The organism is Gordonia sp. ABSL11-1 (assembly GCF_030315685.1).
In the GTDB taxonomy this organism is placed as follows: Bacteria; Actinomycetota; Actinomycetes; order Mycobacteriales; family Mycobacteriaceae; genus Gordonia.
Genome location: NZ_JASXSI010000007.1, coordinates 176,781 through 202,103 on the forward strand (window position 1 = coordinate 176,781; position 25,323 = coordinate 202,103).

A 25,323-nucleotide genomic window follows, 5' to 3' on the forward strand; every position below is an offset into this window, starting at 1 on the left:
GATGCGCCGCGCCGCGCCGATCGGACATGAACCGGCGGTGGACGCCGTCGCCGGACGCGGAGGCGATTGTCCCCACGCGGACATGGGCCAATAGGATGGTCTCCTGTGACTCCTGCCGACCTCGCCGAGCTGCTCCGGGCCGTGACGCTGACCGTTGTCCGAGACCGCGGACTCGATGATGCCCTGGTGCCCGAGACCGTCGTCGTGGAGCGCCCGAGGCATGCGGATCACGGCGACTACGCCACCAACATCGCGCTGCGGATCGGCAAGAATCTCGGGGTCTCCCCGCGGGATCTCGCCGGATGGTTGGCCGATGCGTTCGCGGCCACCGACGGCATCGCGAAGGCCGAGGTCGCCGGACCCGGTTTCGTGAACGTGTGGCTTGCTGCCGCTGCCCAGAACTCCATCGTCGCCGGAGTCCTCGACTCGGCCGCCGAGTACGGTCGGGGCAACGAGTTCGCAGGTCGTCGGATCAATCTGGAGTTCGTCTCGGCGAACCCGACCGGACCCATCCACCTCGGCGGGACGCGCTGGGCCGCGGTGGGCGATGCGCTGGGCCGCGTGCTGGCGGCGCGCGGTGGCGCGGTCACCCGCGAGTACTACTTCAACGACCACGGCACCCAGATCGACCGGTTCGCGCGCTCGCTGGAGGCCGCCGCGAAGGGCGAGCCGACCCCGGAGGACGGGTATGCCGGCGCCTACATCGGTGAGATCGCCGAGAAAGTCGTCGCGCAGGTCCCCGACGTGCTCGATCAGCCCGAGGCCCAGCGGCTCGAGACGTTCCGCGCGGTCGGCGTGGACCTCATGTTCGACCACATCAAGACGAGCCTGCACGAGTTCGGCACCGACTTCGACGTGTTCACCCATGAGAACACGATGTTCACGTCCGGACTCGTCGACGAGTGCATCGCCGCACTCAAGGCGAACGGCAACCTGTACGAGAACGACGGCGCGTGGTGGCTGCGGTCGACGACCTTCGGCGACGACAAGGACCGCGTCGTCATCAAGAGTGACGGCAACGCGGCCTACATCGCCGGCGACATCGCCTACTACAAGGACAAGCGCAACCGCGGATTCGACCTGTGCATCTACATGCTCGGGGCAGATCACCACGGCTACGTCACACGACTGAAGGCGGCCGCGGCATCGCTCGGTGACGACCCGGCGACCGTCGAGGTCCTCATCGGGCAGATGGTGAACCTCGTCCGGGACGGGAAGCCGGTCCGGATGAGCAAGCGCGCGGGGACCGTGATCACGCTCGACGACCTGGTGGACGCCGTGGGCGTGGACGCCGCCCGCTACGCCCTCATCCGCTCGTCGGTCGACGTCAACATCGACATCGACCTCGACCTGCTGCGTAAGCGGTCCAACGACAACCCGGTCTACTACGTGCAGTACGCGCATGCACGGCTGTCTGCGCTGTCGCGCAACGCCGCCGATCTCGGTCTGACCGCGTCGCTCGAACACCTCGACCTCCTCGAGGATCCGGCCGAGGGGGAGCTCATCCGTACCATCGGGGACTTCGACGAGGTGGTGGCCATCGCTGCGGAACTGCGTGAGCCACACCGTGTCTGCCGGTATCTGGAAAGCCTCGCGGGTGCCTATCACCGCTTCTATGCGCGATGTCGGATCCTGCCGCAGGGTGACGAGCCCGCCGCGGACATCCATGCCGCCCGGTTGGCGCTCTGCGCGGCCACCCGTCAGGTCCTCGCCAACGGGCTCGATCTCGTCGGCGTCGGCGCACCGGAGCGGATGTGAACGCGCACCCGGCCGGGCCGCGGCACGCCGAACTCCTCGCCGCCCCGCACCTCGCCGAACGGCCGAACGATCCGGAGCTGCTCGCTCGCATCCCCGAGAACGTGTGGCCGCGCAACGCGGCCCGCGACGACGGTGAGGTCCGCCTCGCCGGTGTCGGGGTCGCCGAACTCGCCGAGCGGTACGGCACACCGCTGTTCGTCGTGGACGAGGACGATTTCCGTTCGCGGTGCGCCGACATGCTCGCCGCCTTCGGGCCGTACGGGCGGGTGCACTACGCGTCCAAGGCGTTCCTGAGTACCGAGATCGCCCGATGGGTCGACCAGGAGGGGCTGTCGCTCGACGTCTGCACCGGTGGCGAGTTGGCCATCGCGTTGCGTGCCGGCTTTCCGCCTGCCCGGATCGCGTTGCACGGCAACAACAAGAGTGTGGACGAGCTGGCCATGGCGCTCGACGCAGGTGTCGGGCACATCGTTCTCGACTCGATGATCGAGATCGACCGTCTCGATGCGCTGGCAGCCGAGCGCGGTGTGGTCGCCGACGTGCTCGTCCGCGTGACGGTCGGCGTGGAGGCGCACACCCACGAGTTCATCGCCACCGCTCACGAGGACCAGAAGTTCGGCTTCGCGCTCGCCGGCGGCGTCGCGATGGATGCGGTCCGGCGCGTGTTCGCGACCGACAACCTGCGTCTGGTCGGGTTGCACAGCCACATCGGCTCGCAGATCTTCGACATGGACGGTTTCGATCTGGCCGCCCACCGCGTCGTCGGCCTCCTCAAGGAGATCGTCGCCGAATTCGGTGTCGACAAGACGGCGCAGCTGTCCATCGTGGATCTCGGTGGGGGACTGGGTATCTCATATCTTCCCGACGATGATCCGCTGCCCGTCGGCGATGTCGCGGAACGTCTCGCCGAGATCGTGCGGCGCGAGAGTGCCGCGGTGGGGCTGCCGATGCCGTCGATCGCGGTCGAGCCGGGACGCGCGATCGCCGGACCGGGCACGGTCACGGTGTATCGCGTCGGCACGATCAAGGACGTGACGGTCGGCAAGAACCTCACCCGACGCTACGTGTCGGTCGACGGTGGGATGAGCGACAACATCCGCACCGTGCTGTATCAGGCCGAGTACGACATCCGGTTGGTCTCCCGGGTGTCCGACGCGCCTGCGGTGGTCAGCCGTGTCGTCGGAAAGCATTGCGAGAGCGGCGACATCATCATCAAGGACTGCTGGCTGCCCGAGGATCTCGCACCGGGTGACCTCGTCGCCGTCGCCGCCACCGGCGCGTACTGCTACTCGATGTCGAGCCGCTACAACCTGGCGATGCGGCCGCCGGTGGTGGCCGTCCGCGATGCGGCTGCCCGCCTGCTCCTGCGTCGAGAGACGATCGACGACATCCTCACCCTGGAGGTGACCGAATGAACCAGACACCCAACCGCGCCATCGGTGTGGCCGTGCTCGGCATGGGCAATGTCGGCTCCGAGGTCGTGCGGATCATCGAGGAGAACGCCGACGACCTGCGCGCTCGTGTCGGGGCGCCGGTGGAACTGCGCGGTGTCGCCGTCCGCGATCTCGGCAGGCCGCGCAAGGTCGCCCAGGAATTGCTCACCGACGACCCGGCGTCGCTCGTGGACCGCGACGACGTGGACATCGTCGTCGAGCTGATGGGCGGGATCGATCCGGCCCGCGCCCTCATCCGGGCGGCGCTCGAGAGCGGGAAGTCGGTGATCACCGCGAACAAGGCGCTGCTGGCCGAGTACACGGGTGAATTGGCCACCGCCGCCGCGGATGCCAAGGTCGATCTGTACTTCGAGGCCGCCGTCGCCGGGGCGATCCCGGTGGTCCGACCGCTGATGCAGTCGCTGGCCGGCGACACCGTCGAACGCGTCGCGGGCATCGTCAACGGCACCACGAACTACATCCTCTCCGAGATGGACGAGACCGGCGCCGATTACGCCGCCACTCTGGCGGAGGCGGGACGGCTCGGTTACGCCGAGGCGGACCCGACCGCCGACGTCGAGGGTTACGACGCGGCGGCCAAGGCGGCCATCCTCGCGTCGATCGCCTTCCACACCCGGGTCACCGCCGCGGACGTGCACCGCGAGGGGATCTCGTCGGTGACGTCGGCGGATCTGGTGGCGGCCAAGAAGTTCGACTGCACGGTAAAGTTGTTGTCCATCTGCGAGCGCGTGCACGACGCCGATGGACGCCAGCGGATCTCCGCCCGTGTCTATCCGGCGCTGATCCCGCTCAGCCATCCGCTCGCGACGGTCAACGGCGCGTTCAACGCGGTGGTCGTCGAGGCGGAGAACGCCGGCCGATTGATGTTCTACGGGCAGGGCGCGGGCGGATCGCCCACGGCGTCCGCGGTGTTGGGAGACATGGTGATGGCCGCGCGCAACAAGGTCCACGGCGGTCGCGGGCCGCTCGAGTCGACCTACGCGAAGCTGCCGATCGCCCCCGTCGACGACGTACCCACCCGCTACTACGTGTCGATGAAGGTCGCCGACCGGCCCGGGGTGCTGTCCCAGGTCGCCGGCGAGTTCTCCAAGCGGTCGGTGTCGATCGCCGCGGTCCGTCAGGAAGGTGCGGGCGACGACGCCCGCCTGATCGTCGTGACCCACCGTGCCCCTGATCGCGCGCAGTCGGAAACGGTTGCGGCGCTGGAGGATATGGACGCCGTCATCAAGGTGTCGAGTGTGCTGCGATTGGAAGGAACCGATGACTGACTCCACCATGCCGGTCCATCAGCGCTGGCCCGGCCTGATCGAGGCCTACCGCGACCGGTTGCCGGTCGCCGACGACTGGAAGGTCGTCACCCTCCTCGAAGGCGGCACGCCGTTGATCGCGGCCCCGCACCTGTCCGAGCTGACCGACTGCGAGGTCTACCTCAAGGTCGAGGGGCTCAACCCGACCGGTTCCTTCAAGGACCGTGGGATGACGATGGCCGTCAGCACGGCGGTCAACAACGGCAAGACCGCTGTTCTGTGTGCCTCCACCGGTAACACCTCGGCGTCGGCCGCCGCCTATGCGACCCGCGCCGGTATCACCTGTGCGGTGCTCATTCCGGAGGGCAAGATCGCCATGGGCAAGCTCGCCCAGGCGGTCATGCACGGCGCCAAGATCATCCAGGTGCAGGGCAACTTCGACGACTGCCTCGAGCTCGCCCGCAAGGCCACCTCGGAGTTCACCGAGATCGAGTTGGTGAACTCGGTCAATCCGTCGCGGATCGAGGGCCAGAAGACCGCGGCGTTCGAGATCGTCGACGTCCTCGGGCGCGCACCCGACGTGCACGCGCTGCCGGTCGGCAACGCGGGCAACATCACCGCGTACTGGAAGGGCTACACCGAGTATCACGCCGACGGCGTCAGCTCGTCGCTGCCCCGGATGCTGGGTGTGCAGGCCGCGGGCGCGGCCCCGCTGGTCAACGGTGCACCGGTGAAGGACCCCGAGACCATCGCGACCGCGATCCGCATCGGGTCGCCGGCGAGCTGGAACCAGGCCGTCGCGGCCAAGGACGAGTCCGCCGGACAGTTCCGGGCCGCCACCGACGAGAAACTGCTCGAGGCGTACCGGCTCGTCGCCGGCCGCGAGGGTGTCTTCGTCGAGCCGGCGTCGGCAGCCAGTGTCGCCGGGCTGCTCGCGGCGCGTGCGGACAACTGGATTGCACCGGGCTCGACGGTGGTGTGTACGGTGACCGGCAACGGACTGAAGGATTCGGACACCGCACTGCGCGGTATGCCCGAGGTGGAGGCGATCCCCGTCGACCCGATCGCGGTTGCCGATGCGCTCGGCGTCCGCTGACCTGACGGGTGACCCCATCGCGATGACTGAGCGTGTGGCACTCACGGAGACCAAGATGACTCTGCCCGTGGGCATCTCGACTCGCGTCCGGGTTCCCGCGTCGAGCGCGAACCTCGGCCCGGGCTTCGACTGCCTGGGCATCGCCCTGGGGGTGTACGACGAACTCATCGTCGAGACGACCGACGGCGGCGTGCACGTCGAGGTCAGCGGCGAGGGAGCACGTGACGTCCCGCGTGACGAGAACCATCTGGTGGCCCGTGCCATCCGGCGCGGACTCGACGCCGCCGGCTGTGCCGCGCCGGGCCTGAGATTGCGCTGCGTGAACGCGATCCCGCATTCACGCGGGCTCGGGTCGTCGGCGGCCGCCGCCGTCTCCGGACTCGCCGCGGCCTCCGGCCTGCTGGTCGAGGCCGGTGTCCGCCCCGCGTTCGACGACGACGAACTGGTGCAGCTGTCCTCCGAGTTCGAAGGACACCCGGACAACGCCGCGGCCAGCGTCCTCGGTGCCGCCGTGGTCACCTGGATCGAGGACGGTGACGAGCCGCGCTACCGCGCACGACGCCTCGTGGTGCACCCGGACGTCACCGCCACGGTGTTCGTCCCCGACACCGAGTCGTCCACGTCGTACACGCGGGGTCTGCTGCCGGATCTGGTTCCGCGGAGGGATGCGATCTTCAATGTCAGCCGCGCCTCGCTCGCGGTGGTCGCGCTGACCACCGATCCGAGCGTGCTGTTCGCCGCCACCGCCGACCGGCTGCACCAGGGATACCGGGCCGAGGCGATGGGTCCGACCGCCGAGCTGGTCACCGCATTGCGTCGCCGTGGCCATGCCGCGACGGTCTCCGGTGCCGGCCCCACTGTGCTGGTCCTGGGCGTCGGGCCGGTGCCGGCCGAGTCCCGTGAGATCGCCGCGTCACTGGGTTTCGCCGCGGCGTCCGTGGCCATCGCCGGTGGGGTAGAGGTCACGCACGGCCGCGTCTGAGCCGTCACGCGCACGCAGATGGCGTCACGGGCGTGTTGCCCCTATCATGCGAACGAGTTACCATATACTGGTCTAGCCGCGCAGGCATGTCTTGCCGTGCTCCTCTTCGATTACTGATCGTGCCGTCTGGCTGGCCCGATGCCGAACGCACGATCTGCCATCAGGGGTTGCCCAGCACTACCAGCGGACACACCGCAGCGGACCACATTTCTTCTACCGTCTTCTGAGGAGACTCCCAGGGACATCTCCGACGGAGACGAAGTCCCGCCTGAATGAGGCGGGGTGGCAATGAATCCCGACGCAGCTCCGGTCTGCGGGGGAATGAAAGGATATCCGTGACGGATACGGACCTCATCACCGCACCAGCCTCCACGTCGACGTCCCCCTCTGCCGACGGCACGTCGTCCGCGGTGAGTTCGACCACACGTGGCTCCTCCACGCGCGCTCGCAGCGGACTCTCCGGCATGGTGCTCACCGAACTTCGCGCCCTTGCGGGCGAGCTGGGCATCAAGGGCACCTCAGGGATGCGCAAGGGCGACCTGATCGCCGCCATCAAGGAGCGTCAGGAGGGCTCGTCGCCGGCTCCGAAGAAGTCGGGTGCGGATGCGCAGCTCACCATCGACGCCGGCAGTGACGCCTCCTCGTCGGAGGCGCCGACCCGTGGTCGTCGTCGCACGCGGACCGCCGCAGCGGACTCGACCGACGCCGGAACCGACACCCCGGCCGAGAACAAGCCCGCCGAGAACAAGCCCGCGGAGAACGCAGCGCCTGCAACCGACGCGAAGGCCGGTAGCAAGGCCGACGGTGGCAAGGCCGACGGTGGCAAGGCCGACGGTGGCAAGGCCGAAGCCCCGGCCGAGGGCCAGACCTCCACCGACGATCGTCAGTCGGACGCCGGCGACCAGCGAGGACGCGGTCGCGGACGCAACCAGAACCGTGACGGCGGTCAGGGGCGCGACAACCAGAACCGCGGCGACAATCAGAATCGCGACGGTGGCCAGAACCGCGGGGACAACCAGAACCGCGACGGTGGCCAGAACCGCGGGGACAACCAGAATCGCGACAACCAGAACCAGGGTGGCGGCTCCAACCGCGACGGTGGTCAGGGTCGCGACAACCAGAACCGTGACAACCAGAACCGCGACGACGACGGCGACGGCAGCGGCCGCGGCCGGCGAGGTCGGCGTTTCCGCGAGCGTCGCCGCGGGCGTGACCGCGACTCATCGGGTGGTCCGAGCGAACCGCAGGTTTCCGACGACGACGTGTTGCAGCCGGTCGCCGGCATCCTCGACGTCCTCGACAACTACGCGTTCGTGCGGACGTCGGGATATCTCGCCGGGCCGAACGACGTGTACGTGTCGATGAACATGGTCCGTAAGAACGGCCTGCGCCGCGGTGACGCGATCACCGGTGCCGTGAAGGTCCCGCGCGAAGGCGAGCAGCCCAACCAGCGACAGAAGTTCAATCCGCTCGTCCGGTTGGACACCGTCAACGGCACGGATATCGAGACCGCGAAGAAGCGGCCCGATTTCAACAAGCTGACCCCGCTGTACCCGAACCAGCGACTGCGCCTCGAGACCACTCCCGAGCGGCTCGACACGCGGGTCATCGACCTGATCATGCCGATCGGCAAGGGACAGCGTGCGCTGATCGTGTCGCCGCCCAAGGCCGGCAAGACCACGATCCTGCAGGACATCGCGAATGCGATCGCCACCAACAACCCGGAATGCCACCTCATGGTCGTCCTCGTCGACGAGCGTCCGGAAGAGGTGACCGACATGCAGCGCTCGGTGAAGGGTGAGGTCATCGCCTCGACCTTCGACCGCCCGCCGTCAGACCACACCTCGGTCTCCGAGCTGGCCATCGAACGTGCAAAGCGTCTGGTGGAGAACGGCAAAGACGTCGTCGTGCTGTTGGACTCGATCACCCGCCTGGGTCGCGCGTACAACAACGCGTCCCCTGCCTCGGGCCGAATCCTGTCCGGCGGTGTGGATTCCACCGCGCTGTACCCGCCGAAGCGGTTCCTCGGCGCCGCCCGCAACATCGAGAACGGCGGCTCGCTGACGATCATCGCCTCGGCGCTGGTCGAGACCGGCTCCACCGGCGACACCGTGATCTTCGAGGAATTCAAGGGCACCGGCAACGCCGAGCTCAAGCTGGACCGCAAGATCTCCGAACGTCGCGTGTTCCCGGCCGTCGACGTGAACCTGTCGAGCACGCGCAAGGACGAACTGCTGCTGTCGCCGGAGGAGTTCTCCATCGTGCACAAGCTGCGGCGAGTGCTGTCGGGCCTCGACTCCCAGCAGGCCATCGACCTGCTGATCAGCCAGCTGAAGAAGTCGAAGACCAACATCGAGTTCCTGATGCAGGTGCAGAAGACCGCACCGGGAGCGATGAACGACGACTGACACGACAGATGGGCGCGGTGGCGTCGCAGCAGTGCGCGCCGGCCGTGTCCTCTGTCGCGCCGAGCGTGTGCAGAAAGTCCGGAATACCGGCGCGCTACCCGGCGACGTCGGACATCAGCTGATTCCAGGCCTCGAAGGTCTCGGGCGACACCGAGCCGGTCTGGGTGGCGACGAGACTGCACTGGCCGTGGCGGTCGTACAACTCGATCGATCCGGTCCGTCCCCACACCCCGTCCGACCAGGTCACCCAGCATTCGGTCACCAGATTGAAGTTGATCATCGCGCGGCAGCTACCGGATGCGACCACCATCGACCCACGGTGCTCGCGGGCGCCGTCGAGCCGGTCATGACGCATCTGCAGACATCCGGGCGCGGCGGTGGTCATCGTCATCGGCAGACCCAGGAGCGCGGCATGCTCGACGGCCGCGATCACCCGCCGTGCCTCGACTCGCCCGAACCCCTCACCGATCATCTCTGGGAGTGACGAGAGACGTTGCCGTCCTCCGTCTTCCAGGATCGAGTCGAACTGGCCGATCTGATCGGTCGCCGGCATCGACTCTGCGACGGTTGTCATCTCGGGCGCCCCGCCGACGACAGTCACCTGTTCATCCGAGTCATGGTCGTCGGCACCGAAGCCGCCGGCGTTCAGCGACAGCGCTTCGAATGCCAGGCGATCCGACGACTCCGTGAGATAGGTGGCGTGCGCGGTGTTGCCGTCCGCATCGAACAGACGCAACGTCGGCGGGACATGCGCGGCCGGGTCGGTGACGAGCGCAGCTCCGAGTCGGGCCGGGTTGATACGCAACGCGATCCGCGACGGCCGGCATCGGATCGGCCCGCCGATGCCGACGGGACTCTCGTGCGTCCCGACGTCGTTCATCAGGACCGGGCCGGCCACCGTCACACCGACCACCTGGTCGAGCAGCGGCAGGTGCTGGGCGACCGCGGCCACATCGGAGCCCAGTAGCGAGCCGGAGAATCCGGGCGTGGCCAGCAGTGTGTCGAGGTCGTTGGTCGCCCCGTTCGCCCGCGGACAACTGCACTGCTCGCCGCATCGTGGGCGCGGCGATCCTCCTGTGTGTCCGGAGTCCGATGGGCGGGGTGATTCGGGCATCGTTGCCTTTCTTTCCCGTGCGATGTGCAGTTCAACGGTTGGTGTCGGGAGTGGGGAGCCGGGCTCGGTCAGTAGACGTCGCGCAGATAGCGTTTCGCGCGTTTGAGGTCATCGAGATAGTCCTGAGCGGCGTCGTCGGACAACCCGCCGTGCTCCGCCACGACGTCGCGCAGCGCGGTGTCGACGTCGCGGGCCATCCGGGTGGCGTCACCGCACACGTAGACGTGAGCACCGTCCGAAAGCCATCCGAACAGGTCGGCCCCCTGCTCCCGTATGCGGTCCTGGACATAGATCTTGTGCTCCTGATCGCGGGAGAACGCCAGGTCGAGCCGGTCCAGGATGCCGTCGGTGACGAAGCCGTCGATCTCGTCGGCGTAGATGTGATCGTGCGCGCGACGTCGGTCACCGAAGAACAGCCAGTTCCCACCACGGGCGCCTCGGGCGGCCCGCTCGTGCAGGAACGAACGGAACGGTGCGATGCCGGTCCCGGGCCCGATCATGATGGTCTTCGTGTCGTCCGGCGGTAGGCGGAACGAGTTGTTCGGTGAGATGAACACGCCGACCTGTGTGCCCTCGGGCCGTCGGTCGGCGAGAAAGGTCGAGCACACCCCGCCGCGCTGACGATCACCCGAGCGATAGCGCACGGTCGCCATCGTGATGTGCACTGTGCCCGCATGAGCCAACGGGCTCGACGAGATCGAGTACACGCGATGCTGTAGCGGCCGCAACTCGGCGATGAGCTCCTCGGGACTGATCGTCAGTGTCGGGTCGACATCGAGCAGGTCGAGGACGTCCTTGCCCCACATCCAGGCGTCGAGCGCCTCCCGATCGCCGTTCGACGTCAGATGGATGAGTTCGGCGTCCTGGCTGCGCTGCGCGATGTAGTCGAGCAGATACTTCGACGGCGTGGAGATCTCGTAGTGCTCGGTGAGGGCCTCGCGCAGAGACCGTTCCACCTTGCGATCGGTGATCACGGTGTCCGGCGAGACGCCGAGACGGGTGATGATCCGGTCGACGAGTTCGTCGTCGTTCACCGGCGAGATGCTGATGCCGTCGCCGGGCTGATAATCGATCCCGCTGTCGCCCAACGAGATCTCCAGGTGGCGGACCTCCTTGTCCGAGGTCGGTGCAGACAGCAGCGTGTTGGCGACGACGGTCGCGGAGTACGGATTCTTACGGGTCCACGGGGACTTCGTGCGCGGGGCCGGTCCCGTGGGCGCGGTGGTCGCCGCCGCCGCGGCCGGACCGGCTACTGAGAGGGGGGCCGGGCCCACCTCGTCTGCGCCCACCTCGATTGCGCCCACGTCCACTGCGGCGAGGGCGGGTACTGCGCGTCCGATCCAGTCGGTCGCCGGATCCTCGAAGTCGACGTCGCAGTCGACGCGATCGACGACGCGGGTGCCGCCGAGTTCGGCCAGGCGGGCGTCGATGTTCTTGCCGGCCTGGCAGAAACCGTCGTAGATGGAGTCGCCGAGGGCGAGCACCCCGAAGTAGAGACCGTCGAGCCGGGGTGCGTCCGGGGCGGCGAGGGCCTGCCAGAACAGTTCCGCGTTGTCGGGCATGTCGCCCTCGCCGTAGGTCGAGGTGATCACCAGAAGACGGCGCACCGCCGACAGCGCGGTGATGTCGAGCGCGTCGAGATCGCAGCGGACGGGCTCGAAACCGTGCTCGCGGGCCAGGGCCTCGGCCTGCTCGGACAACCATTCCGCGGTCCCGGTCTGGCTGCCGTAGACGATCTGTAACGGAATGCCGCCCGGGGCCGCCGCGTCGACGGTCGCGGTCCCGCCGACGGGCACGCCTGCCGGCGGCGCTCCCGCCGGCATCGCGATCCGCGTGTTGATTCCGGCGAGAAAGCCTGCAAGCCAGGCCTTCTGGTCGCCGGTGAACGGGATGTCCGCTGGAATGTAGGGGAGTTGCATGTCATCCCACCTTTGTCGTTGCTGGGTCGACGGAGGAGCCCGGGCCGCCCGCGACGTCGGGAACTGCCGCGGCGGCGAAGAGCTCGTCGAAACCGGGGAGTCCGCCCAGCTTCTCGCGGTTCTTGCGGTCCTGCAGGAGGATCCATCCATAGGTCCCGGGCGCATCCATCGACCAGACATTGCGTTGTGCCAGTGCCGATTTGTAGTCGTCCACGCGTTTGGCCGCGATCAGCGCAGCGAGCTGATCGGCGTCGTATGCCCCGAGGATGTCACGCGCGTAGCGCGCGACCTTCGACAGCAGGTCGAAGTCCTCGGTGAGGACGAGATTGCGCGCTCCGGTGGCGATCGCCTGATCGGTCCAGGCGGAGACCTGCTCCCGGGACCGGGCGCCTGCTGCCCGCGCCAGGCGTGCGGAGGCGACCTGGCGCGCGAGCTCGAACACGGTGAACGCGTTCAGGAGACGGTACATCTCCGCGTTGTCGGTCTCACCGTAGCGGGGTACGACGCCGTCGGCCACCGGCGTGCCACTGCGGATGCTGACCTTCAATGCCCGCACCTGATGGGCCGCGAGTGCGGTCGACAGTTCGTCGAGGAGGTCGCGGCGCGAGATCGATGCCACGAGCGCGTCGCTGTCCTGATAGGCGCCCAGGGCTCGGGGCATCGCATAGGAGATGTAGTGACGTTCGGTCTCCCAGTTCTCCAGCAGCCGTGTGCCGAGCGCCGAACCGGTTGCCGCCACGTGCATCTCCAGCATCTGCCGGACCGCATGATGGTGGACGGGGGCGAGGGGATCGTCGACGCCGGTGATGGCCCCGACGATCACCGAGTCGCTGCTGATCCGCGACTCGAGGACGCACGCCGGGTCGTACTGATACAGGAACCCGCCGCTCATCCCGTTCCCGAGGCCCTTGCCGTACCCGCCGAGGTTGAGCACAGCACCATTGGTCATGTACTCGCAGGCGAACTCGCCCACCCCCTCGACGACCGCGGTCGCACCGGAGTTGCGGACCGCGAACCGGTCGCCCGCCTCACCCTCGACGAACAGTCGGCCACCCGTGGCGCCGAACAGGGCGAAGTTGCCGATCAGGACGTTGCCGCCGATCGACGGGGACCCGCCGCCCGGCGACCGCACGATCACACTGCCGCCCGACATCGACTTCCCGACGCCGTCGTTGCAGGTACCGCTGTGTTCCAGGCGCATCCCGTCGTTGCAGAACGCCGCGTACGAGAGTCCGGCCGAGCCGGAGGTGGTGATCCGCACCGACTCCGGCCCCAGGAACCGGCGTCCACGGTCGTCGACGAGCACACTCGGCAGGGCGGCGGCGTCGGCGGCGGTCAACTCGTGGTTCAGTATCCGTTCGATGTCGACCGCGAGCTGGGCGCCGACACTCTTGTTCCGGTTGCCGAGAACCGGGGTGTCGATCGTGACATCGAGCTCGCGCGACTCCATCAGGGCCGTGCGGACCTCGTGGCCGAGGGCATCGTCGATCGCGTAATCGCGCTCCAGATAGACCGGGTCGGTGATCGCCACCGGAGCGATCCGGGCCAGCAGGGCCTGCGGTCGCAGGGCGGTCACCGCCGCGGGATGGTCGATCAGCCGCAGCAGATCGGTGCGGCCACGGGCGGCCGCCAGGCTGCGCAGACCCAGGCCGGCGAGGATCTCGCGGACGTCGTGGGCGACGTTGCACAGGTACTGGGCCATCGATCGCGGATCCCCGTCGAAGACCTCGGGGTTGGTCGTCAGACCGGCCGGACACTTGATGTTGCAGTTCTTGGCCATCACGCAGCCGATCATCATCAGCGCCGATGTGCCGAACTCGAAACTGTCGGCACCCAGCAGCGCCGACGTCACGACGTCGCGACCGGTCTGGTGGGCACCCGACGTACGCAGCACCACCTTCTGTCGTAAGCCGTTGGCGCACAGTGCCTGATGCACCTCGGCGAGGCCGATCTCCGCGGCGCGTCCGGCGTAGCGCAGGCTCGTCACCGACGCCGCGCCGGTGCCTCCGGTGTTGCCCGCGACGTTGATCACGTCGGCACCGGCCTTGGCCACGCCGACCGCGATCGTCCCGATGCCCTCCGAGGACACCAGTTTGACGATGACCCGGACGCGCGCGGCCTTGCAGTCGTGGATGAGTTGGGCGAGATCCTCGATGGAGTAGGTGTCGTGATGCGGCGGTGGTGACACGAGTTCCACGCCGGGTGTACCACCGCGCGCGGCCGCGATCTCCACCGTCACCTTCGGGGCCGGGAGCTGTCCGCCCTCACCGGGTTTCGCTCCCTGCCCGATCTTGATCTCCAGTTCGCGGAGCATCGGGTCGGCGAGGTAGCCCGCCCAGATGCCGAAGCGTCCGGACGCGAACTGCTTGATCGCCGACGCGCGGATGGTCCCGTAGCGGGACATGTGTTCGCCGCCCTCGCCGCTGTTGGACAGTCCGCCGACCATGTTGGTGCCGTGGGCGACCGCTTCGTGGGCGGGCGCGACCAGGGCGCCGTGACTCATCGCGCCGGAGGCGAAGGTTGCGGTGATCTCGTGTGCGGGTTGCACATCGGCGAGGGCGATGGCCGGCTGAGCGGTACGCAGGCGGCGCAGCAGATCGATGGCCGTGCCGCTCGCGACGACGATGATCCCGGAGTCCCCGCAGTCGAGGATCTCCGCCGACGTCCCGAGCAGGTCGGCGAGCGCCTGTGCCAGGGCCTGGACCCGCGCGAGTCCGTCGGAGCCGGTGGGATCTCCGTCGAGGGTCAGATGGAAGCTGCCCGGTGTGCCGGCGTCGTCCTCGAGCGAGGTCACCCGTAGACCGCGCACGGCGACCGTCTCGGCCGGATCGGTCTGGGTCCGGTGCAGCACGCCGACGAAGTCGTCGACGATTCCCGCCGAGGTCACGTCGAGTGGGAGGGCCAGGATGTCGCGCAGCGCGCTCGGACGGACGGCACGCTGTGCGGCGATCTCCTCGGCGAACGAACGGTAGGCGTCGGTGACCACGAACGCATCGATGTCGTCGGCGGAGAGGCGGTCGTAGGAACTGTCCGCGTACGCGCCCGCGTCCAGTCCGAACGCATCCGACAACGTGCCGAGGGTCAGCAGGCGGAGCCCGCCGGCGCGGTCGGCCTCGGCGGCCGAGGGGGATTCGCGGCCGGCGGTGGTCAAGGTGATCTTCTCACCGGTCAGGTCGGCGTACTTGCGGACCGCGGTCGCGCCGAACGAGTGGCCCGCGCCGTCGGCGCGTTCCTTGAACAGGCCGAGCAACGGAAGGTCCTTGTCCGAGGCGAGCGGGGTGCTCACCGCCGCACGGTGAGCACGGCCCACGGACGCCGCGATCGGGCCGAGTCCGACACCTCCGACCGGGGCACGCAGATCCGGAAACCACCGGCGCAGGTCCGTATCGGCGGTGTCGAGGAAGTTGGGCTCGAAGAACTCGCCGCCGATGTAGCTCTCGACGGTACAGAGTCCGACCCGTCCCATCGTCTTCATCAACGACTTCTCGGCCGCCCGCGCCCACCGACCAAACGCCGCCTGCCGTTCGGTCCCGTCGGTCGACACCGAGGCCGCGCGGCGTGCGATCGAATGGGGATGGACTGCGGCAGCACCGAATCCCAGGGTGGCCGCGAGGTGATGGGAGGACTCCACCTGCCCGGTGTCGGCAACGAGTGACACCCGCAGACGCAGGCCAGCTGCGATGAGTCTCTGGTTGAGCGCCGACACCGCGAACACGATCGGGATCGCGGCGCGGTCGGCGGCGATGCCGCGGTCACTCAGGACGGCGATCCCGCCGTGTGACTCGGCGAAGGCGACGACCTCGTCGCCGAGACGATCCACCGCCGACACCATCGCGCGGCGGTCGCCGTCCCCGCCGTCCTCGTCGTCGGCGGCGACGATCGGGAAGCATGCGTCGAATCGTCGGACCGGGGTCACGTCCTGTCGGCGGAGCAGGTCGAGGTCGCCGGTACCGAGGATCGGCGTGGGCAGGACGATCTGGCGGTTCGCGGCGGTCGACTCCGGGCCGGTACCCGGGCGTGCCCCCAACGCGACCCGGAGAGTCATGCCGTCCGCCTCGCGGATGCTGTCGAGCGGGGGATTGGTCACCTGCGCGAAGCGTTGTGAGAAGAACCGCGCCACATTGGGTTCGATGTCGGTCAGCGCGTTGATGGCGTTGCCGAATCCCATGGCCGACACGCGTTCGGCGCCATCGGAGAGCATCGGGTCGACGAAGTACCGGAAGCTCTCCTGGTCGAGGTGATAGGCCCGGTACCGCTGATGGTCGGTCAGTTCGGTGCCATCGCAGGCGTCGTCGGTGGACGGTTCCCGGTCGCCCGGCGCACCGGTCGCCGCCTCGACGTCGGCGAGGTCGATCCTGGCCGCGGCCAGCAGGGCGCCGTAATCCCTGGCGGCGGCGAGCTTCTCGTAGGCGTCGCGCGTCGTGTAGGTGCGGTGCTCCCGATGGTCGTAGTAGATCATCCCGCCGGCGGACACCCGCCCCCGCGCGATCACGGTCTCGGGTGGGAACGCGATCTGGCCGGCCTCGGAGAACACGCACAGGTAGTCAGTGGTCTCGACCGTCCGCAGCGGACGCAGACCGAGACGGTCGAGTCGGGCGCCGATGACCGTACCGTCGCCGAACACGACCGCCGCCGGGCCGTCGTTCTTCTCCTCGACGAGCGAGAAGTACTCGAACATGGCGCGCACCGGCTCCGAGAGCGAGGAGTCGTTCTCCCATGCCGGCGGCATCATCGACACGATCGCGGTCACCAGGTCGACCCGGTCCTCGATGACCCTCGCCGCCACCGTCTGGTCCAGGCGGCAACTGTCGGACTGCCCGGGTGGCCGCACGATGCTCTTGTGCTGCGCGGTCGCCGCGGTCACCTGCGCGATGCGGTTCTTCTTGTCGGTGTTCAGCTCTCCGTTGTGCGCCAGGAACCGGAAGGGTTGCGCCATCGTCGGATGTGGATCGGTGTTCGTGGAGAACCGTGTGTGGAAGTACAGCGTGTGCACCGCGTGGTCCGGGTCGCCGAGGTCGGTGAAGTAGTCGATGACCTCAGGCGAGGACAACCGGCCCTTGAGGACCTGCGTCCGTGCCGACAGCGACAGCGGATAGAGCCCGGCCAGCTCGGGTTTGGTGAAGGCGATCGCCTCGATGTGCAACAGGGCCTGCTGAACGGCGTGGTCGAGTGCAGCGGGCTCCGGGCACGGCTCCGGCGCCGAGAACACCCACTGACGGATCGGCAGCTGGAACGACACGGCCGCCCGACGCAGCGTGTCGTTGTCCACCGGGACGTCGCGCACGGTGAGAATCCCGAAACCCCGGCCGGTCATCGTGCGTTCGATGAGCCGGGCGGCGTGGGCCGCCGCCTCGGGCTCGGTCGGGAGGAAGAAGTTGCCGACACAGAACCGGCCCAGTCGGAGATCGGGTCGGCCCGTGATCTTGCGGAAGAACCGCAGCGAGAGGTCCATCGAGACGCCGCCGCCGTCGCCGACGCCGAGCGCCGACATGCCGCCGCGGTGGGGGACCGAGCACAGGGCCTCGCGGGCCTTGGAGATCACGGAGTGTTTCTGCACCCCGTCCTTGCGGGTGATGAAGCCCACCCCACAACTGCTCTTCTCGTCGCTCGGATCCCAGAGCAGCGCTCCGGGGTCAAGTTCTGGCCGCATTCGGTCCTCTGAGTTCTCGGTCCGCCCCGCGCGGGACGGCACTGGTCGGATCGTCCGGGGAGTCGGCGTCACTGCGACGATGAAGTGACGCCGACGAAGCCATCAGCCTACAACTTAGCTAAGCCTTACTATCCTAAGGCATGCCTAACTAGGGAATGAAACGCGCTGACGTCACGTTCTGGTCTGTGGATCGCACAGAAAGACGGCCGCGGTCGGGCACGTTCGACGATTTCCAGGCCGAACCTCCCAAGTGGCATACTGAGCGGTCGAGTCCGGTTCCGGTTCACACCATCGATCCACGATGGTGACCCGGCGACCACAGAAAGGGACAACCAGATGAAGCAGGGCATCCACCCCGAGTACGCGACGACCACGGTCGTCTGCGGCTGCGGCAACACCTTCGAGACCCGCAGCACCGCGGACAACGGACGTATCAACGTCGAGGTCTGCTCGCAGTGCCACCCGTTCTACACCGGTAAGCAGAAGATCCTCGACACCGGCGGCCGCGTGGCCCGGTTCGAGAAGCGCTACGGCAAGCGGACCCCCAAGAAGGCCGACGCCAACTAGCTCGATCGACGACGCCCCTCCGGCGCGCACTGAGTGCGCCCGGACGGGCGTCGTTTTCGTTTCGGTCCTTCTCCATCCAGCCGACGCGGCGAACCCGCGACAGAGGTGAGCACCATGACCACACAGGAGTCCCCGGGTCGGGGACAGTCGGCGATCGACGACATCCTCGCCGAACACGCCGGCCTCGAGGCCCAGCTCGCCGATCCCTCGCTGCACGATGACCCGACCGCGGCCCGCCGTGTCGGCAAGCGGTTCGCCGAACTCGCGCCCATCATGTCCACGTACCGCCGTCTCGTCGCGGCGCGTGACGATCTCGCCGCGGCCCGCGAACTCGCCGCCGACGACGCGGCGTTCGCCGAGGAGATCCCGGCGCTCGATGCCACCGTCGCCGAGCTCGATGCCGCGCTGATCGACCTGCTCGCCCCGCGCGACCCGCACGATGGCGATGACGTCGTGCTGGAGATCAAATCCGGTGCGGGCGGCGAGGAGTCGGCGCTGTTCGCGGCCGACCTCGCCCGGATGTACCTGAAGTACTGCGAGCGTCATGGGTTCAAGGCACAGACACTCGGAGTCACCGAGTCCGATCTCGGCGGCTACAAAGAGGCCACGATCTCGATCAAGTCGAAAGAGCAACTGCGCGATGGTGTCTGGTCGCGACTGAAGTTCGAGGGCGGGGTCCACCGGGTGCAGCGCGTGCCGGTGACCGAATCCCAGGGCCGTATCCACACGTCGGCTGCGGGCGTGCTGATCTACCCGGAGCCCGAAGAGATCGAGCAGGTGGAGATCGACGAGTCCGATCTGCGTATCGACGTGTACCGGTCGTCGGGCAAGGGGGGTCAGGGCGTCAACACGACCGACTCCGCGGTGCGGATCACCCATCTGCCCACCGGGATCGTGGTGACCTGCCAGAACGAGCGCTCGCAGCTGCAGAACAAGGCAAGGGCGATGCAGGTCCTCGCGGCGCGCCTGCAGTCTGCGGCCGAGGAGGAGGCCGAGGCGGCCGCCGCCCAGGGCCGCGCCGCGCAGATCCGGACGGTCGACCGTTCGGAACGGATTCGTACGTACAACTTCCCGGAGAACCGCATCACCGATCACCGTATCGGCTACAAGGCGAACAATCTCGACGCCGTCCTCGGTGGCGACATGGACGCCATGCTGGATGCGCTCGTGGCCGCCGACCGCGCGGCGCGGCTCGAAGCCGAGTGATCCGATGACCTCCGCCGGGCAGCCGTCGCCGATCCGCGTCGACGACGAACTGGCGTGGGCACGGGATCGCCTGCACGCGGCGGGGATCGACTCCGCCCGATCCGACGCCGAATGGCTGCTCGCCGACGTTCTCGGAGTGGAGCGGGGGCGCCTGGTGATCCTCGACGACCTCGATCCGACGGCCCGGAGTCGCTTCCGCACCGCCGTCGACTCGCGGTGCGCGCGGATCCCGTTGCAACACATCGTCGGAACGGCCGCATTCGGTCCCGCCGAGCTCGCCGTCGGCCCAGGGGTTTTCACCCCCCGCCCGGAGACCGAGTTCCTCGCCGAGTGGGCCGCCGACGCGGCCCACGGGTCGTCGGCCCCGGTCATCGTCGACCTGTGCAGCGGGAGCGGTGCGTTGGCCATCGCGATCGCGTCGATCGTCCCGGGCGCCGATGTGACCGCCGTCGAGCGGTCCCCGTCGGCGCTGGAATGGTTGTCGCGCAATGTCGCCGCCGCCGAGGAACACGGGGTCGCGGTGACGGTGCTGCCCGCCGACGTCACCGACGCCGGCCGGATGGCGGACGCATTCCCCGGCGGCACGGTCGACATCGTCGTCGCGAACCCGCCGTATGTGCCCGAGGGCGCCGATGTCGCACCGGAGGTCGCCCACGATCCACCGGAAGCGGTGTTCGCCGGTGCCGACGGGATGTCGGTCATCGTCCCGATGCTCACGGTCGTCGCCGACATGCTGCGCGCGGGTGGGGTGGTGGGCATCGAGCACGACGAGTCGACGTCGCCGGCGGTGACGACCGCCCTCGCCGCGACCGGCCATTTCGCCGACATCCGAGCGCGTGACGACCTGACGGGCCGGCCACGGTTCGTCACGGCGCGCCGGATCGGGTGACGCCCCTCCCGCGGCCCGCGTCATCCGGGTCGTGGCAGGATGGCCGGGTGAGCACGGTATTCGACTGCGGTGAGACAGACACCCGGGCGGCTGGTATTCGTGCGGCCGTCGGTGCGGCCAAGGCCGGTCGGCTGGTCGTCCTCCCGACCGACACCCTGTACGGAATCGGCTGCGACGCGTTCGATTCCGATGCCGTCGCGGCGTTGCTGGCCGCCAAAGGACGTGGGCGTGACATGCCGGTGCCCGTTCTGGTCGGCTCCTGGCACACGATCGACGGCCTGGTGCTGTCGGTGTCGACGGCGGCCCGGGATCTCGTCGAGGCCTTCTGGCCCGGCGGGTTGAGCCTGGTCGTCGCGCAGGCGCCCTCGCTGGCCTGGGATCTGGGCGACACCGACGGGACGGTGATGTTGCGGATGCCACTGCACCCCGTCGCGATCGAGTTGCTGCGCGAGGTCGGTCCGATGGCGGTGTCGAGCGCCAACGTGTCCGCCCGCCCGCCCGCCACCACCGTCGACGAGGCGAGGGACCAGCTCGGCGAGTCGGTGTCGGTGTACCTGGACGGAGGACCGGCCGCAGCCGCACAGGCCTCCACGATCGTCGATCTCAGCGGTGTCACCCCACGGATCCTCCGTGCGGGCGCGGTCTCGACCGAGGCCATCGCCGAGGTGCTCGACGTCGATGTCGACACGCTCACGTCGCACTGATCGATGGGAGACTCCCGAGGGAACGCACTGCACTCCGATCCCGAGCTCGAGGAGCTCCTCGGCCGCGAGACGCGTCGCCGCGCGAGCACCCTCCAACTCATCGCGGGGGAGACGCCGCCCACCCCGGCGGTTCTCGCCGCGCTGACGTCCGACCTCGGCACGAAGTACGCCGAGGGATACCCGGGGACCCGCTACCATGGTGGCTGCGAGGTCGCCGACGAGGTCGAACAGCTCGCCATCGACCGCGCCGCCCACCTCTTCGGTGCCGACTACGTCAATGTGCAGCCGCTGTCCGGCAGCGCGGCCAATCTCGCGGTGTACGCGGCCTTCGCCCAGCCCGGCGACCCCGTCCTGGCACTGCGCCTCGACCATGGCGGCCATCAGACCCACGGCTCGCGCGCGAACTTCTCCGGACGATGGTTCGGCGCGATCCACTACGGGGTCCGCAACGCCGACGAGCTGATCGACTACGACGAACTACGGGACACCGCACTGCTGCACCGCCCGCGGATCATCGTCGCCGGCGCGGCCTCGTACTCCCGGCAGATCGACTTTCCCGCGCTGCGTGACATCGCCGACGAGGCCGAGGCGATCCTCTGGGTCGACGCCGCACACCTGGCCGGGCTCGTGGCCGGCGGCGTCGCACCGTCGCCCGTCCCGCACGCCGACGTGGTCACCTTCTCCACGCACAAGGTGCTGCGCGGTCCCCGGGGCGGCATGATCCTCGCCCGGGAGCCGCACCGGGCGGTCCTGCAGAAGGCCGTCCACCCGTTCATCCAGGGTGGGCCGTCGATGAACTCGGTGGCCGCGAAGGCGGTCTGCATGAGGGAGTCCGGCGCTGGCGCGTTCGCCGACTACGCGCGCGCCACGGTCGCCGTCGCGCGGCGACTCTGCGACGAACTCGGTGCCCGCGGGCTCCGCATCGTGAGCGGCGGTACCGACACGCACCTCGCGGTCGTCGACGTCTCCGCCCTCGACCTGGGCGGCCGCGAGGCACAGCGGCGGCTCGCCTCCGCGGGGATCGTCGTCGACCGGGCGGTGATCCCGTTCGACCCGAAGCCGGTCGCCGAGGGATCCGCGATCCGGATCGGAACGCCGTCGGCGGTCGTGGCCGGACTCGGCGCCGAGGACATGTCGACGGTCGCCGACTGGATCGTGCGGGGCCTGACCGACCCCGTCGGCGCACCTCAACACGCCGGGATCCGGGGCGAAATCCTGGCCAGAACGGGCGGGTAGCCTGGTGCGGGTGTTCGATCCCGCCGGTCTGCTCTCCGTCACCGCCCTCGGTGCCGGGGACCCGGCGACGCATCACGCCGCGCAGTCGGTGGCCGGTGGAGGAGCCGGTGTCCCGTTGCGCGAGCTGGCGCTGGTCGGGCTGACCGCGGCAGCGGTCACGTACCTGCTGACGTCGCTCGTCCGCGTGTTCGCCATCCGTGTCGGTGCCGTCGCGGTGCCCCGCGTCCGCGACGTCCATGTCATCCCCACCCCGCGTCTCGGCGGCCTCGGCATGTTCGCCGGAATGGTCGCCGCGATCGCCCTGGCGGCCAATCTGCCCGCGCTGACCCGTGGCTTCGCCTACACCAACGACATGAGTGCGGTGATCGTGTCCGGCACGGTGATCGTGCTCGTCGGCGTCATCGACGACCGCTGGGGCCTCGACGCCCTCACCAAATTCGTCGGGCAGCTGACCGCGGCCGGCGTCCTGGTGATCATGGGCGTCAGCTGGTATCTGCTCTATGTCCCGTTCGCCGACATCGGCACGGTGGTGCTCGACCCGCTCCAGGCCGGTCTGCTCACGGTCGCGGTCACGGTGGCGACGATCAACGCGGTCAACTTCATCGACGGGCTCGACGGCCTCGCCGCGGGTCTGGGTCTGATCGCCGCACTCGCCATCTGCATCTTCTCGCTCGGCCTGCTGCGCGATCAGGGCGGCGACGTCAGCTATTACCCGCCCGCGCTCATCTCCACCGTGCTGGCCGGTGCCTGCCTGGGCTTCCTGCCACACAACTTCTCGCCGGCCCGCATCTTCATGGGCGACTCGGGAGCGATGCTCATCGGTCTGATGCTGTCGGCGGCCTCGACCAGCGCATCGGGACGCATCGCGATGAACGCCTACGGACCCGCCGACGTCTTCACCCTGCTCTCACCGCTCATCCTGGTGGCCGCGGTCGTGTTCGTGCCGATGCTGGACATGCTGATGGCCGTCGTGCGGCGGACCCGGGCCGGCGTCGGCTTCTACACGCCCGACAAGATGCATCTGCATCACCGGCTCGTCGAACTCGGGCATTCGCAGCGCCGGGTGGCGCTCATCATCTATCTCTGGGTCGGTGTGCTCGCCTTCTCGGCCGCCGCCAGCACCCTGTTCCCGATCTCCGTCGTCGCACCGATGTTCGGCGCGGGTCTCGTCGTCGCGCTGCTCGTGACGATGGCACCCCGGCTCAAGCGACGTCTGGCCGAGTTCCGTACCCGGGGTCTGGCCGACCGCGCGGACACGTCCGCTGCGGGGACCCCAAGGTAAGGCAATGGTAAAAGCCGTGTACTATTCGCTGTAGTAGGTCGACGTCGGCGCGAACGCGAACCGTCCGGCACTTTCGGCGGCGTGTCTCGCACCGCAACGACGATCAGCCTGCCCCGCAGCGCGAGTCACCCCCTGGTGAGTGCGCCGACGGGTGTTGGTAGTGTCACAGAAAATGCGAGCTTACGTCCGGTGATGCCTGTCGCCGATCGCACGCTCGATGGCCTGTGCCCTGTGGCAACAGGGCCGAACTCGAGGAGAGGCGAATGACCACATCTGCCCCTGACTCGACGTCGTACTATCCCGCGGCACCCACCGGGCTCCGGCGCCCGGCGATCTTCGCCGGGGTGGCGACGATCGTGGTGTTCGTCGTCGCGATCCTGGTCGGACACATCTGGTTCGCCGCGTTCTTCCTCGCCGGCGTGGTGTTGGTGTTCATCAACACGAAGCTGGTCATCCGCGCCGTCGACAATGTCGCCACCGCGGAGAACCCTCGTAAGAAACTGCTCGCTCTCAATTCGGCATACCGCCTCGGGGCCATCACTGTCCTCGCACTGGTGGCGGCCTTCCTGGTCCGGCCCGACGGGCTGGGCGCGATGTTCGGACTCGCCGTGGGCCAGGTGATCCTGGTGCTCAACACGGTGATTCCGGTGATGAAAGGACTTCGTAAGCAGCTATGACCGCAACGTCTTACCTGGCCGAGTCGGAGTCGGCGATCGAGGTCGGCCACCACACCGAGGTCGAGTGGTTCGGCATGACCGTCAACATCGACACGGTCATCGGCAGTTCCGTGGCGGCGGTCATCGTCATCGGCCTCGCATTCTTCGTGCGCTTCAAGATGACGTCGAACAAGCCGAACAACGTCCAGCTGTACTTCGAGGTCCTGACGGTCCAGATGCGTAGTCAGATCGAGGGCGCGATCGGCATGAGGATCGCCGGCTTCGTCCTCCCGCTGGCGGTGACGCTCTTCACCTACATCCTCATCGCCAACTGGCTGTCGATCATCCCGGCCCAATACGGGACCGCCGAGGGTGGCGCGCACGAGTGGATCAAGCCACCGGCCAGCGACGTGAACTTCGTCTACGCCCTCGCGCTGTTCGTCTTCGTCTGGTACCACGCGGCCGGCGTCAAGCGCCGGGGCATCATCGGGCACCCGGTGAAGCTGGTCAAGGGCCACTCGGTCGCCATCGCCCCGGTGAACATCATCGAGGAGATCGCCAAGCCCGTCTCGCTCTCCCTCCGTCTTTTCGGCAACATGTTCGCTGGCGGCATCATGGTCGCGCTCATCGCGCTGATGCCCGTCTACGTCATGTGGGCGCCGAACGCTCTGTGGAAGTCCTTCGACCTCTTCGTCGGTTTGATCCAGGCCTTCATCTTCGCGCTGTTGACGATCTTGTACTTCAGCCAAGCGATGGAACTGGACGAAGACCACCACTAGTACGACCCCGGCCGGCACCTGCCGCGCCGGAACAAAGACCTGGCACCGCAGTGTCAGTTTCACCCGAAAGGAAAGTTCTCAATGGATCCCAATCTGATTGGTCTGGGTGCGTTGATCGGTGGCGGCCTCATCATGGGTGGCGGCGCGATCGGTGCCGGTATCGGTGACGGTCTGGCCGGCGCTCAGTTGATCGCGGGTATCGCACGGCAGCCGGAGGCCCAGGGTCGCCTCTTCACCCCGTTCTTCATCACCGTCGGTCTGGTCGAGGCTGCGTACTTCATCAACCTGGCGTTCATGGCGCTCTTCGTCTTCGCCACTCCGATCTCCGGCCAGACTTCCTGATCTCGGTCGCTGACCGGGTCCCAAGGATCAAGGG

Annotated in this window: 18 protein-coding genes; 15 read left to right on the forward strand and 3 right to left on the reverse strand. The window is 68.3% G+C overall.

What is annotated here, in order from left to right:
* Positions 1-105: 105 nt before the first annotated feature.
* The 6 genes from argS (at position 106) to rho (ending at position 8,945) form a co-directional block, all read left to right on the forward strand.
* On the forward strand, positions 106-1,758 hold the full coding sequence (gene argS / locus QSJ19_RS10620; RefSeq protein ID WP_286320248.1) for an arginine--tRNA ligase: 1,653 nt from the start codon (positions 106-108) through the stop codon (positions 1,756-1,758).
* The gene (gene lysA, locus QSJ19_RS10625; RefSeq protein WP_286320249.1) at positions 1,755-3,173 is read left to right on the forward strand and encodes a diaminopimelate decarboxylase; all 1,419 of its coding nucleotides are present in this window, start codon (positions 1,755-1,757) and stop codon (positions 3,171-3,173) included. Before argS ends, lysA begins: the two co-directional genes overlap by 4 nt.
* Positions 3,170-4,480 (forward strand): homoserine dehydrogenase, encoded by a 1,311-nt coding sequence (locus QSJ19_RS10630; protein WP_286320250.1) that lies wholly within the window; start codon positions 3,170-3,172, stop codon positions 4,478-4,480. Before lysA ends, QSJ19_RS10630 begins: the two co-directional genes overlap by 4 nt.
* On the forward strand, positions 4,473-5,555 hold the full coding sequence (gene thrC, locus QSJ19_RS10635) for a threonine synthase (RefSeq protein ID WP_286320251.1): 1,083 nt from the start codon (positions 4,473-4,475) through the stop codon (positions 5,553-5,555). The genes QSJ19_RS10630 and thrC overlap by 8 nt, the downstream gene beginning before the upstream one ends.
* Positions 5,536-6,537, forward strand: a complete 1,002-nt coding sequence (gene thrB, locus QSJ19_RS10640; RefSeq protein ID WP_502876132.1) for a homoserine kinase — start codon at positions 5,536-5,538, stop codon at positions 6,535-6,537. Before thrC ends, thrB begins: the two co-directional genes overlap by 20 nt.
* A gap of 335 nt (positions 6,538-6,872) precedes the next feature.
* Positions 6,873-8,945, forward strand: a complete 2,073-nt coding sequence (gene rho / locus QSJ19_RS10645) for a transcription termination factor Rho (protein WP_286320254.1) — start codon at positions 6,873-6,875, stop codon at positions 8,943-8,945.
* Between the two features lie 94 nt (positions 8,946-9,039).
* Here the strand turns inward: rho and QSJ19_RS10650 are convergent, their stop codons facing one another.
* The 3 genes from QSJ19_RS10650 to QSJ19_RS10660 all read right to left on the reverse strand — a co-directional run bounded on the left by QSJ19_RS10650 (position 9,040) and on the right by QSJ19_RS10660 (position 17,628).
* On the reverse strand, positions 9,040-10,059 hold the full coding sequence (locus QSJ19_RS10650) for a ChuX/HutX family heme-like substrate-binding protein (protein WP_286320255.1): 1,020 nt from the start codon (positions 10,057-10,059) through the stop codon (positions 9,040-9,042).
* Positions 10,060-10,127: 68 nt separating this feature from the next.
* Positions 10,128-11,978 (reverse strand): sulfite reductase subunit alpha, encoded by a 1,851-nt coding sequence (locus tag QSJ19_RS10655; protein WP_286320257.1) that lies wholly within the window; start codon positions 11,976-11,978, stop codon positions 10,128-10,130.
* 1 nt (position 11,979) lies between these two features.
* Entirely contained in the window at positions 11,980-17,628 is a 5,649-nt protein-coding gene (locus QSJ19_RS10660; protein ID WP_286320259.1) for a glutamate synthase-related protein, read from the reverse strand.
* 336 nt (positions 17,629-17,964) lie between these two features.
* Between QSJ19_RS10660 and rpmE the strand changes: the two genes are divergently transcribed.
* The 9 genes from rpmE to QSJ19_RS10705 all read left to right on the forward strand — a co-directional run bounded on the left by rpmE (position 17,965) and on the right by QSJ19_RS10705 (position 25,289).
* Positions 17,965-18,195, forward strand: coding sequence for a 50S ribosomal protein L31 (gene rpmE, locus QSJ19_RS10665; RefSeq protein WP_187589196.1), 231 nt, complete (start codon positions 17,965-17,967; stop codon positions 18,193-18,195).
* 114 nt (positions 18,196-18,309) lie between these two features.
* The gene (gene prfA, locus QSJ19_RS10670) at positions 18,310-19,401 is read left to right on the forward strand and encodes a peptide chain release factor 1 (RefSeq protein ID WP_286320261.1); all 1,092 of its coding nucleotides are present in this window, start codon (positions 18,310-18,312) and stop codon (positions 19,399-19,401) included.
* Between the two features lie 4 nt (positions 19,402-19,405).
* On the forward strand, positions 19,406-20,290 hold the full coding sequence (gene prmC, locus QSJ19_RS10675) for a peptide chain release factor N(5)-glutamine methyltransferase (RefSeq protein ID WP_286320264.1): 885 nt from the start codon (positions 19,406-19,408) through the stop codon (positions 20,288-20,290).
* A 47-nt stretch (positions 20,291-20,337) separates the two neighbouring features.
* Positions 20,338-20,994: an L-threonylcarbamoyladenylate synthase gene (locus tag QSJ19_RS10680; RefSeq protein WP_286320267.1), complete on the forward strand. Its 657-nt coding sequence runs from the start codon at positions 20,338-20,340 to the stop codon at positions 20,992-20,994.
* Positions 20,995-20,997: 3 nt separating this feature from the next.
* Positions 20,998-22,230: a serine hydroxymethyltransferase gene (glyA, locus tag QSJ19_RS10685; protein WP_286320269.1), complete on the forward strand. Its 1,233-nt coding sequence runs from the start codon at positions 20,998-21,000 to the stop codon at positions 22,228-22,230.
* Positions 22,231-22,318: 88 nt separating this feature from the next.
* Entirely contained in the window at positions 22,319-23,512 is a 1,194-nt protein-coding gene (locus tag QSJ19_RS10690) for a glycosyltransferase family 4 protein (RefSeq protein WP_286320314.1), read from the forward strand.
* 263 nt (positions 23,513-23,775) lie between these two features.
* Complete coding sequence (locus tag QSJ19_RS10695; protein ID WP_286320271.1) at positions 23,776-24,189, forward strand: hypothetical protein; 414 nt, start codon at positions 23,776-23,778, stop codon at positions 24,187-24,189.
* The gene (gene atpB, locus QSJ19_RS10700; protein WP_187589201.1) at positions 24,186-24,947 is read left to right on the forward strand and encodes a F0F1 ATP synthase subunit A; all 762 of its coding nucleotides are present in this window, start codon (positions 24,186-24,188) and stop codon (positions 24,945-24,947) included. The genes QSJ19_RS10695 and atpB overlap by 4 nt, the downstream gene beginning before the upstream one ends.
* A gap of 81 nt (positions 24,948-25,028) precedes the next feature.
* Positions 25,029-25,289 carry a F0F1 ATP synthase subunit C gene (locus QSJ19_RS10705; protein WP_187589202.1) on the forward strand — a complete coding sequence of 87 codons (261 nt, stop codon included), beginning with the start codon at positions 25,029-25,031 and terminating at the stop codon, positions 25,287-25,289.
* Positions 25,290-25,323: the final 34 nt, after the last annotated feature.

What these genes read in the sequence shown, in the direction of transcription:
- QSJ19_RS10630 (WP_286320250.1), top strand. Translation starts at nt 3,170, where the DNA reads ATGAACCAGACACCCAACCGCGCCATCGGTGTGGCCGTGCTCGGCATG.
- thrC (WP_286320251.1), top strand. Translation starts at nt 4,473, where the DNA reads ATGACTGACTCCACCATGCCGGTCCATCAGCGCTGGCCCGGCCTGATC.
- thrB (WP_502876132.1), top strand. Translation starts at nt 5,536, where the DNA reads ATGCGCTCGGCGTCCGCTGACCTGACGGGTGACCCCATCGCGATGACT.
- QSJ19_RS10650 (WP_286320255.1), bottom strand. Translation starts at nt 10,059, where the DNA reads ATGCCCGAATCACCCCGCCCATCGGACTCCGGACACACAGGAGGATCG.
- QSJ19_RS10655 (WP_286320257.1), bottom strand. Translation starts at nt 11,978, where the DNA reads ATGCAACTCCCCTACATTCCAGCGGACATCCCGTTCACCGGCGACCAG.
- QSJ19_RS10660 (WP_286320259.1), bottom strand. Translation starts at nt 17,628, where the DNA reads ATGCGGCCAGAACTTGACCCCGGAGCGCTGCTCTGGGATCCGAGCGAC.
- rpmE (WP_187589196.1), top strand. Translation starts at nt 17,965, where the DNA reads ATGAAGCAGGGCATCCACCCCGAGTACGCGACGACCACGGTCGTCTGC.
- prfA (WP_286320261.1), top strand. Translation starts at nt 18,310, where the DNA reads ATGACCACACAGGAGTCCCCGGGTCGGGGACAGTCGGCGATCGACGAC.
- prmC (WP_286320264.1), top strand. Translation starts at nt 19,406, where the DNA reads ATGACCTCCGCCGGGCAGCCGTCGCCGATCCGCGTCGACGACGAACTG.
- glyA (WP_286320269.1), top strand. Translation starts at nt 20,998, where the DNA reads ATGGGAGACTCCCGAGGGAACGCACTGCACTCCGATCCCGAGCTCGAG.
- QSJ19_RS10695 (WP_286320271.1), top strand. Translation starts at nt 23,776, where the DNA reads ATGACCACATCTGCCCCTGACTCGACGTCGTACTATCCCGCGGCACCC.
- atpB (WP_187589201.1), top strand. Translation starts at nt 24,186, where the DNA reads ATGACCGCAACGTCTTACCTGGCCGAGTCGGAGTCGGCGATCGAGGTC.
- QSJ19_RS10705 (WP_187589202.1), top strand. Translation starts at nt 25,029, where the DNA reads ATGGATCCCAATCTGATTGGTCTGGGTGCGTTGATCGGTGGCGGCCTC.